At 59.0% G+C, this 1,458-nt stretch carries 2 protein-coding genes; one reads left to right on the plus strand and one right to left on the minus strand.

What is annotated here, in order from left to right; translation table 11 throughout:
* On the minus strand, positions 1 to 486 hold a 486-nt coding region (locus Q2941_RS51610; protein ID WP_458197539.1), incomplete at its 3' end, for a Crp/Fnr family transcriptional regulator.
* Between the two features lie 90 nt (positions 487 to 576).
* On the opposite strand from Q2941_RS51610, the gene Q2941_RS51615 reads away from it, so the two are divergent.
* Positions 577 to 1,410, plus strand: a complete 834-nt coding sequence (locus Q2941_RS51615) for a TauD/TfdA dioxygenase family protein (protein ID WP_458197540.1) — start codon at positions 577 to 579, stop codon at positions 1,408 to 1,410.
* Positions 1,411 to 1,458 lie beyond the last annotated feature (48 nt).

A 1,458-nucleotide genomic window follows, 5' to 3' on the forward strand; every position in this document is an offset into this window, starting at 1 on the left:
AATCCGGGCGGCGAGCCGCTGGCGCGGGGGCAACGCAATCACCTCTGCAGCGAGCTGGAGCAGATCGCGCACCTGCAAATAAAGCAGCGCCGCGACAGCTTGCCAAATTTGCGGCCGTTTCATTGCGATCTGAGTCAGGGCACGGTCGGACGCGAGCAGGATCAGACTGTCATTCATGCATTGGACCGTAACCAATCGCGGGCCTCCGCCAAACCGCGTCGTCTGACCAATCGCGCCGCCAGGAACTGTAGGGCCGATCAGAACCTCCCGATCACCTGGCGCCTTGCACAAGACGTAAACCAATCCGCGAATGACAACCAATATGCCGGTCTCTTCGTCACCTTCCGCGTGCGTCCATTGGCCGGCTTCAAAGCTCACCAACCGGCCATGGGCTAACAGCGGCTCCACAAGGTCCACGCCGTGACCATGCAGCCACGTCTGCTTTTTCAGAATTTCGCGGGTCTGGACAAGGTCGGCCTTTTCCATGCCGAACTGTAACAGAAGTGACAGTCTTTTACATCCGCTCCGATATCCTGCGCTGATAAGGAAAATGCCGGCACAGGGAGGAAGACCCTCATGAGTTCTGCAATTATAGACATTCGTCCGTTGGACCGTTGCGGCGCCTTGATTGAAGAAATCGATGTGACGCGCGCCGGCGACGATGTGATCGAGACCATTCGCAACACCGTCTTTCAGCGCGGCGTCGTCTTCATCCATGGACGGGTGCTCGAACCCGAGGAACTGATCGGCTTCGCGCGCCGATTGGGTCCGATCGTGATCAATCGCTATTTTCCCAAAACCGAACGCTACCCCGAGATTGCCAAGGTTGAAAAGTCCGAGTCCCAGAAAACCAATATCGGTGGAGGATGGCACACCGACCACAGTTACGACGTAGCACCGGCGATGGGCTCCGTTCTGATGGCAGTCGAGACGCCCCCCGTGGGCGGTGACACCTTGTTCGCCAATCTGTACGCCGCCTACGACGCACTCTCAGCCGGGCTCAAGGCCACCTTGCGCACACTGAAGGCTCATCACGCATCGGCTCACGCATTTGGCGAAGGGGGATACTACGCCAATAGCGATCGCGTGGAGTTGGGTGGCTTCAAGAATACGCCCCAGGCGATCCATCCGCTCATCATCACCCATCCCGGCAGCCACAAGCCGGTGCTCTACGTCAATCCTGGCTTCACGACTGGCATCGTCGGTTGGACTCGCGAGGAGAGCGCGGCGCTGCTCAACCATCTCTATCAGCATGTCACGCAGGATCGCTTCGTCCGTCGCTTTCAGTGGCGCCCGGGCTCGATGGCCATTTGGGACAATCGCTGCACGTGGCATCAGGCGCTCAACGACTACCACGGCCATCATCGCCTGATGCATCGGATCACCCTTGAAGGCGGTCCGCTTTCCTAAATGTAGGTCGGTTTCGTTAGCGAGAAATGCCCGCGAAACCGCGGCCGG

The sequence above is a fragment of the Bradyrhizobium sp. UFLA05-153 genome, assembly GCF_054185185.1.